Annotated in this window: 5 protein-coding genes and 1 pseudogene; 3 read left to right on the top strand and 3 right to left on the bottom strand. The window is 63.5% G+C overall.

The features are described from left to right. Positions 1 to 688, bottom strand: a pseudogene (locus tag IVB13_RS29130) (methylenetetrahydrofolate reductase); the annotation flags it as partial. A 462-nt stretch (positions 689 to 1,150) separates the two neighbouring features. On the opposite strand from IVB13_RS29130, the gene IVB13_RS29125 reads away from it, so the two are divergent. Next, complete coding sequence (locus tag IVB13_RS29125) at positions 1,151 to 2,164, top strand: LLM class flavin-dependent oxidoreductase (protein WP_018454701.1); 1,014 nt, start codon at positions 1,151 to 1,153, stop codon at positions 2,162 to 2,164. Positions 2,165 to 2,209: 45 nt separating this feature from the next. Here the strand turns inward: IVB13_RS29125 and IVB13_RS29120 are convergent, their stop codons facing one another. After that, positions 2,210 to 3,055, bottom strand: coding sequence for a prephenate dehydratase (locus IVB13_RS29120; protein ID WP_018454700.1), 846 nt, complete (start codon positions 3,053 to 3,055; stop codon positions 2,210 to 2,212). Positions 3,056 to 3,076: 21 nt separating this feature from the next. Further along, entirely contained in the window at positions 3,077 to 3,817 is a 741-nt protein-coding gene (locus IVB13_RS29115) for a 3-deoxy-manno-octulosonate cytidylyltransferase (protein ID WP_018454699.1), read from the bottom strand. A 219-nt stretch (positions 3,818 to 4,036) separates the two neighbouring features. Here IVB13_RS29115 and IVB13_RS29110 point away from each other — a divergent pair, with 219 nt between their 5' ends. Together IVB13_RS29110 and IVB13_RS29105 are read left to right on the top strand one after the other, a co-directional pair. Further along, positions 4,037 to 4,591, top strand: coding sequence for a cytochrome c family protein (locus IVB13_RS29110; RefSeq protein ID WP_018454698.1), 555 nt, complete (start codon positions 4,037 to 4,039; stop codon positions 4,589 to 4,591). A gap of 209 nt (positions 4,592 to 4,800) precedes the next feature. After that, positions 4,801 to 6,702 carry an extracellular solute-binding protein gene (locus tag IVB13_RS29105; RefSeq protein ID WP_026232797.1) on the top strand — a complete coding sequence of 634 codons (1,902 nt, stop codon included), beginning with the start codon at positions 4,801 to 4,803 and terminating at the stop codon, positions 6,700 to 6,702. Position 6,703: the final 1 nt, after the last annotated feature.

Genomic DNA, 6,703 nt, shown 5'->3' with positions numbered 1-6,703 from the left:
CGTCTTCGTCGAGCCCCTCGAATTTCGCGGCGAACCAGTCCGGCACGGAGGTGCCGGCGCGGGTGACGAAATTGCGAGCCTGCTTGAAATTATGCATGGGCATGATGCCCGGCACGATCGGGATGTTGATCCCGCGCGCGCGCACGCGGTCGAGATAGCGGAAATAGAGGTCGTTATCGAAGAACACCTGCGTGATCGCGCGGGTCGCACCTGCATCGACCTTGGCCTGCAGCGTGTCGATGTCATCGTCGAAGTCGCGCGCCTCGGGATGCTTCTCAGGGTACGCCGAGACCGACACCTCGATATCGCCGTGCCGCTTCTTGATGCCGGCGACGAGGTCGGCGGAGCTCTGGTAGCCATCGGGATGGCTAGAATAGGCCGTGCCAATGCCGCCCGGGGGATCGCCGCGCAGGCCGACGATGTGGCGGACGCCGACCTCGTGATAGCGGTCGACGATCTCGTCGATCTCCCCGCGGGAGGCGCCGACGCAGGTCAGATGCGCGGCCGGCAGCAGCGCGGTTTCTTTCAGGATGCGCGAGATGGTCGCGTGGGTCCGCTCACGGGTCGAGCCGCCGGCGCCATAGGTCACCGAGACGAATTTCGGGTCGAGCGGGGCCAGCCGGTTGATGGTGTCCCAGAGATTGCGCTCCATATCTTCGGTCTTGGGCGGAAAGAACTCGAAGGAAATCGCAGGCCGCTTCAGGTACCCGTCTTGCCCGCCGGTGTGGGCAGGCATTGTCGCGTCAGTCATGGGCACCACTCACTCTCCAAGGGCGCGCCGGGTCGTTGGCGGCCGGCGGTCAGGTCTAGATTGCGAAAGGCCAAGATAAGCCAAAGCGGCCGCATCCGACAGCCCATCGGTAATGGGAAGTGGCCCACTTTGGCGGTGTTGGCATAAAATATTCGGTGATTTAGAATCGAAGTGGGAAGCTCGGTTTGGTATAAAAAGATAAATATACCAGCCAAGTAGGGAGAACTTGCGGATTAACTGGCGCAATATATTGAGTGGGCAATATGAAAGTCATGTTGCCAGATTGATCATTGTCCCAACGCCGCGGCGCGGGTCCGGAGCGCGCGGGCCCTGGCCTGCACGTCAGATCTGCGCGCCCTCCCATTGCCGCCGCGCTGCCCTCCACTACGTTAGCGCGCCATGATCCCGCTCTCAGTCCTCGACCTCTCCGTCGTCACCACCGGCACAAAGCCCGCCGCGGCGCTGCGCAACAGCATCGACCTGGCGCGCCATGTCGATGGGCTCGGCTATGTCCGCTATTGGCTCGCCGAGCATCACAACCTCGCCTCCGTCGCGAGCCCGGCGCCCGACGTGATGATCGGGCAGATCGCGGCGGTGACCAAGCACATCCGCGTCGGCTCCGGTGGCGTGATGCTGCCCAATCACGCGCCGCTGGTCGTGGCCGAGCGCTTCAAGATGCTGGAGGCGCTGTTTCCGGGCCGCATCGATCTCGGCCTCGGCCGCGCCCCTGGCACCGACGGCGCCACGGCCTATGCGCTGCGCAGCCGGCTCGACCGTCGCGAAGGCGACGATTTCCTCGAGCGGCTGCACGAATTGATCCTGTGGCAGACCCGGGAATTCCCCTCGGGCCATCCCTATCACAACGTCGTTGCGATGCCCGACGATACGCCGTTGCCGCCGATCTGGCTGCTCGGCTCCAGCGATTATTCGTCGGAGCTCGCCGCGCAAATCGGCATGGGGTTCGCATTCGCCCATCATTTTGCGTCCCACGATGCGATCGATGCGATGGTGCATTATCGCAATCGTTTTCAGCCCTCGGCCTGGAGTGCGAGCCCGCGCGCGATCCTCGCGGTCGCCGTCATTGCGGCCGACACGGATGACGAAGCCGAAAAGCTCGCCGCGTCTTTCGACCTCAACCGCCTGCGCCGGGACCGCGGCCAGTATCTTCCGTTGCCGAGCGTCGAAGAGGCGCTGGCCTATCCCTATACCGACTCGGAGCGCGCCTCGATGCGGCGCAACCGTTCCCGTCTGTTCGTCGGCAGCCGGGCAACCGTGCAGAAGACGCTGCAGCCGTTGATCGATGCGAGCAAGCCGGACGAGTTGATGGTGATTACCGCCGTGTACGATCACGAGGCACGAAAGAAATCATATTCGCTGCTGGCGGAGGCGTTCGGGCTTAAGGCGGTCGGATAAGGCTCTGGTGCTCCGGCTCGCGCTTCGCGCGTCCGGGACACGAATCTATTCCATCGTCGCGCGGAACGGGTGCCCCGGATACACGCCAACGATGCGGAATTCGCGTGAGAAGAATTTCAGCTCCTCGATCGCGAAAGCGAGGCCCTTGTCCGCGGGGTGGCCGTCGACGTCGGCATAAAACTGCGTGGCGAAGAAATTGCCGTCGACCATATAGCTCTCGAGCTTGGTCATGTTGACGCCGTTGGTGGCAAAGCCACCGAGCGCCTTGTAGAGCGCGGCGGGCAAATTGCGCACCCGGAACACAAAAGTCGTGACCAACGGACCGGAGCCCTGTGCGGCCCATTTCGGTTCGCGCGCGAGCACCACGAAGCGCGTGGTGTTGTGGGCCTCGTCCTCGATGTCCTCCGCGAGGATGTCGAGGCCGTAGATCTGCGCGGCGAGGCGCGAGGCGATCGCGGCGACGGACTTGTCGTTACGCTCGGAAATGTCGCGGGCGCTGCCGGCGGTGTCGGCGTGCACGATTGGCTTGATGCCAAGCTTGCGAATGATGCGCCGGCATTGGCCGAGCGCGTGCACGTGGCTCTCGACGCTCTTGATGTCCTCGAGCCTGGTCCCCTTCACCGCCATCAGCTGATGCCGGACCGGCAGAAACCATTCGCCGATGATGAAGAGGCCGGAGGCCGGCAGCAAATGATGGATGTCGGCGACGCGGCCTGCGACCGAATTCTCGATCGGAATCATGCCGAGATCGGCTTCGCCCGACGAGATCGCCGACAAGGCGTCCTCGAAGGTGGCGCAGGGCATCGGCTCGGCGTCGGGATAGGCCTCGACGATGGCGATGTGCGAATTGGCCCCAGGCTCGCCCTGGAATGCGATTTTCAGCTTGCTCATGCTCGGCCTTGTAACAGCGGCTCAGGATTTGGAAAGGATGCTGCGGGCGGTTTCCAGGTCCGCCGGCGTGTCGACCCCGCGGGGCACGGTATCGACAATGGTGAAGTCGATGCGCATTCCGGCCTCGAGCGCCCGGAGCTGCTCGAGCTTCTCCTGCAATTCCAGCGGCGACGGCGGAAGCCGGACGTAGCGCTCCAGCGCGGCACGGCGATAGGCATAGAGACCGATATGGTGGTAGCGCGGTCCGTCGCCGGTCGGCGCGGTTGCGCGGGTGAAATAAAGTGCGCGCATGCGTCTGCCGCCGAGCGAGGTTCCGATCGCCTTCACGACGCTCGGCGCGAGGTCCTCCTCCTCGGTGTGGATCTGCGACGCCAGCGTTGCGATATCCACGGCGGGGTCTTGCAGCGGCGGCAACACCTCGCGGATGTTGTCGATCGTGATGGTCGGGAAATCGCCCTGCAGATTGACCACGATCTCGGCTTTGCCGTCCGGATCGAGCTTCTGCATGGCCTCGTGGATGCGGTCGGAGCCGGACGGATGCTCCGGGCGGGTCATCACGGCCTCGCCACCATGGGCGGTCACGACGGATGCGATCTCCGCGGTGTCGGTTGCGACCGCGACCCGGCCTATCCCGGCCGCTTCGGCACGGCGCATCACGTGCACGATCATCGGCTGCCCCGCGATATCGGCTAGCGGCTTGCCGGGCAGGCGGGTGGCGGCCATGCGGGCCGGAATCAGCACCAGGATGCGGGGATCGATCATCGGTTCAAGGGCCTGGAAACGGGGCGTTTTCCGCGCCGGGAAATGGGGTGGGGACGGGGGTGAAGCCCGCTCGCTTATACGGGTTGCCAGACCCCGGGCAAACCGATATCTCAATGGCAAAACTCGGGGAAACAGTAAGGAACGTTGATTCTCCGAGGCTCGTCCTGGCGGCCGCACTGGGCCGCTCGATCCTTCTTGCGGTGTGGGGCCTGGCCGGAAATGGACTCTTTCGAACTGAACAAGATTCTCGGTGCCGTGCTCGGCACCTGTCTCCTTCTGCTGGTGACGAGCTTCACCGCCAGTGCGCTGTTCTCGCCCAAGATGCCGGAGAAGCCGGGCTTCGAGATCGCCGTGAAGGAAGACGCCGGCCACGGCAAGGAAGGCGGCGCTGCCGCCGCGGCTGCCGAGCCGATCGAAAAGCTGCTCCAGACCGCCTCGGTCGAGAAGGGCGCCGCCGCTGCCAAGAAGTGCGGCGCTTGCCACACCTTCGAGAAGGGCGGCCCGAACCGTGTCGGTCCGAACCTCTATGGCGTCGTCGGCGACCATGTTGGCGAGGGCCGCGGCGGCTTCAACTTCTCGGCCGCGATGAAGGCCAAGGGCGGCACCTGGGACTTCGATGCGCTCAACAAGTTCATCGCCAATCCCAAGGCAGCTGTCCCGGGCACCGCGATGGGCTTTGCTGGCATCCCGAAGGATAGCGAGCGTGCCGACGTGATCGCTTACCTGAACAGTCTCTCCGACAGCCCGAAGCCGCTGCCGACCGCGGCGAAGTAAGGCCTATCGACTTCGATCTTAGTACGCGGCCAGGCTGAAAAGCCTGGCCGTTTGCTTATCCGGGCCTCGCGGCGTTGTTATCGGGGCGTTTGGCCGCAGCGATCGGCCAGCTGGCCCTCCAAGATGAGGAAAAAGCAACATATTCCGTCGAAACCTCGCCTATATTGGGAACTTAAAGGAGTAGCCTCCTTCAAGACAGGAATGTTGATTTGGCCCTTACCCGACGCGATCTCCTGCTCACCGGCACTGCTGCCGCAACGCTCCCCGCCCTTGGTTCCGTAGGGGGCCTTTCCGGCGTCGGCGTGGCACACGCGCAATCCGCCAACGAGCCCACCTGGCGGCACGCGCTGTCGCTGTTCGGACAGATCAAATACCCGGCGGATTTCAAGCGCTTCGACTACGTCAATCCGGAAGCGCCCAAGGGCGGCGTCGCGCGCCAGATCGCCGTCGGCACATTCGACAATTTCAACATCGTCGTCTCCGGTGTGAAGGGGCAAGTCGCCGGTGCCGTGGCGTTCATCTACGAATCCCTCACGACGGCCTCGCTTGACGAAGTCTCGACCGAGTACGGCGCGCTGGCCGAGGCCGTCAGCCATCCGGATGATTTCTCCTTCGTGACTTACCGCTTGCGGCCGCAAGCCAAATGGCACGACGGCAAGCCGGTAACCGCGGATGACGTGATCTTCTCGCTCGATTCCTTCAAGAAGCACCACCCGCAGTACTCGGCCTATTACAGCCATGTGACGAAAGCCGAGAAGGTCGGCGAGCGCGAGGTAAAATTCGTGTTCGACGCGCCGGGCAACCGCGAACTGCCGCAGATCGTCGGGCAGCTCACGGTCCTGCCGAAGCATTGGTGGGAGGGCACGGATGCGCAGGGCCGCAAGCGCGATGTCTCCGCCACCACGCTTGAAGTGCCTCTAGGTTCCGGCCCCTATCGGGTCAAGGAATTCGTTGCCGGGCGGTCGATCGCGCTGGAGCGCGTCAAGGATTATTGGGGGCGCGACCTCGCCGCCAATGTGGGCCGCAATAATTTCGACGAGCTGCGCTATGAGTATTTCCGCGACGCCACCGTGGCGATTGAGGCATTCAAGGCCGATCAGGTCGATTGGCGCACCGAGAACAGCGCGAAGAACTGGGCGACAGCCTACGATTTCCCGGCCGTCACCGAAAAACGCGTGATCCTCGAGGAGTTCGCCAATCGCAGCTCGGGCGTCATGCAGGCCTTCGTGCCGAACCTGCGCCGCGCCAAGTTTAAGGATCCGCGCGTGCGACGCGCGCTCAATTACGCGTTCGACTTTGAGGAGATGAACAAGCAGATCTTCTACGGCCAGTACAAGCGCATCAGCAGTTATTTCGACGGCATCGATGAGCTGATGGCGACCGGGTTGCCGCAGGGCAAGGAGCTCGAGATCCTCGAGACAGTCCGCGCCGAGGTCCCGCCCGAAGTCTTCACCACGGCCTACACCAACCCGGTCGGCGGCAGTCCGGAAGCCGTTCGCGACAATCTGCGCGAGGCGCTGCGCCTGTTCAAGGAAGCTGGCTACGAGGTGCGCGAGCGCAAGCTGATCGACGTCAAGACGGGCGCCCAGTTCTCCCTTGAATTGCTGAACTCGGATCCAAGCTTCGAGCGGATCACGCTGTTCTACAAGCCGTCGCTGGAACGGCTCGGCATTGCTGTCAGCGTGCGGACGGTGGATCCCACTCAGTACGAGAACAGGACGCGCGAGTGGGATTTCGACATCGTCACTAACTCCTGGGGCGAGTCGCAGTCGCCGGGTAACGAGCAGCGCGAATTCTGGTCCTCGAAGACGGCTGACATCGCCGGTTCACGCAACATCACCGGCATCAAGAATCCGGCGGTCGACAAGCTGATCGAGCGGGTGATCTACGCCAAGGGTCGCGACGATCTCGTCGCGGCAACCAAGGCACTCGACCGCGTGCTGCTGTGGAATCACTACGTCGTACCGCAGTGGACTTATACGAAGGTGCGCACCGCGCGCTGGGATCGGTTCGGCCGGCCGGCGGAATTACCCAAATACGGTCAGTCCGGCTTCCCGTTCATTTGGTGGTACGACGCGGACAAGGCGGCGCGGATCGCAAAGAAGTCGTGAA

The organism is Bradyrhizobium sp. 17, from assembly GCF_023073515.1.
Lineage (GTDB): Bacteria > Pseudomonadota > Alphaproteobacteria > Rhizobiales > Xanthobacteraceae > Bradyrhizobium > Bradyrhizobium canariense_D.
Note: the sequence above shows the minus strand (reverse complement) of the source record. Positions and strands in the feature narration are given on the sequence as shown.

Coding starts and splice junctions, on each gene's coding strand:
- IVB13_RS29125 (WP_018454701.1), top strand. CDS start 1,151: ATGATCCCGCTCTCAGTCCTCGACCTCTCCGTCGTCACCACCGGCACA.
- IVB13_RS29120 (WP_018454700.1), bottom strand. CDS start 3,055: ATGAGCAAGCTGAAAATCGCATTCCAGGGCGAGCCTGGGGCCAATTCG.
- IVB13_RS29110 (WP_018454698.1), top strand. CDS start 4,037: ATGGACTCTTTCGAACTGAACAAGATTCTCGGTGCCGTGCTCGGCACC.
- IVB13_RS29115 (WP_018454699.1), bottom strand. CDS start 3,817: ATGATCGATCCCCGCATCCTGGTGCTGATTCCGGCCCGCATGGCCGCC.